The sequence below is a fragment of the Trichococcus ilyis genome (assembly GCF_900109135.1).
In the GTDB taxonomy this organism is placed as follows: domain Bacteria; phylum Bacillota; class Bacilli; order Lactobacillales; family Aerococcaceae; genus Trichococcus; species Trichococcus ilyis.
The window spans coordinates 1-1,408 of sequence record NZ_FNYT01000059.1 but is presented as its reverse complement, the minus strand read 5'-3'; the positions used below and the strand labels follow the sequence as shown (position 1 = coordinate 1,408).

Sequence of the window (1,408 nt, the reverse complement as noted above, 5' to 3'; positions counted from 1 at the left end):
TTAAAAATTGGTTAAGTCCTCGACCGATTAGTATTGGTCCGCTCCATACATCGCTGTACTTCCACTCCCAACCTATCTACCTGATCATCTCTCAGGGGTCTTACTCACTTGAAGTGATGGGAAATCTCATCTTGAGGGGGGCTTCACGCTTAGATGCTTTCAGCGTTTATCCCGTCCACACATAGCTACCCAGCGATGCTCTTGGCAGAACAACTGGTACACCAGCGGTGTGTCCATCCCGGTCCTCTCGTACTAAGGACAGCTCCTCTCAAATTTCCAACGCCCGCGACGGATAGGGACCGAACTGTCTCACGACGTTCTGAACCCAGCTCGCGTACCGCTTTAATGGGCGAACAGCCCAACCCTTGGGACCGACTACAGCCCCAGGATGCGATGAGCCGACATCGAGGTGCCAAACCTCCCCGTCGATGTGAACTCTTGGGGGAGATAAGCCTGTTATCCCCAGGGTAGCTTTTATCCGTTGAGCGATGGCCCTTCCATGCGGAACCACCGGATCACTAAGCCCGACTTTCGTCCCTGCTCGACTTGTAGGTCTCGCAGTCAAGCTCCCTTCTGCCTTTACACTCTACGAATGATTTCCAACCATTCTGAGGGAACCTTTGGGCGCCTCCGTTACATTTTTGGAGGCGACCGCCCCAGTCAAACTGCCCGTCTGACACTGTCTCCCTGCTCGCTAAGAGCAGCGGGTTAGAGTGGTCATATCACAAGGGTAGTATCCCACCGTTGCCTCCTCCGAGACTGGCGTCCCGGTATCTTCGGCTCCTACCTATCCTGTACATGTGATACAAACACGCAATATCAAACTGCAGTAAAGCTCCATGGGGTCTTTCCGTCCTGTCGCGGGTAACCAGCATCTTCACTGGTACTATAATTTCACCGAGTCTCTCGTTGAGACAGTGCCCAAATCGTTACGCCTTTCGTGCGGGTCGGAACTTACCCGACAAGGAATTTCGCTACCTTAGGACCGTTATAGTTACGGCCGCCGTTTACTGGGGCTTCAATTCAAAGCTTCGCTTGCGCTAACCTCTCCTCTTAACCTTCCAGCACCGGGCAGGCGTCAGCCCCTATACGTCATCTTTCGATTTTGCAGAGACCTGTGTTTTTGATAAACAGTCGCTTGGGCCTATTCACTGCGGCTGACCTTGCGGTCAGCACCCCTTCTCCCGAAGTTACGGGGTCATTTTGCCGAGTTCCTTAACGAGAGTTCTCTCGCACACCTTAGGATTCTCTCCTCAACTACCTGTGTCGGTTTGCGGTACGGGCAGTTACTTTCTCACTAGAAGCTTTTCTTGGCAGTGTGACATCAGGAACTTCGCTACTAAATTTCGCTCCCCATCACAGCTTGTCCTTGAGAGAAAAAGCATTTCACTCGTTCTCAGACTTGCTG

The 1,408-nt window shown here is 52.3% G+C and carries 1 rRNA gene; it reads right to left on the bottom strand.

What is annotated here, in order from left to right:
• Nucleotides 1-7: 7 nt before the first annotated feature.
• Nucleotides 8-1,408, bottom strand: a 23S ribosomal RNA gene (locus tag BMX58_RS14510); the annotation flags it as partial.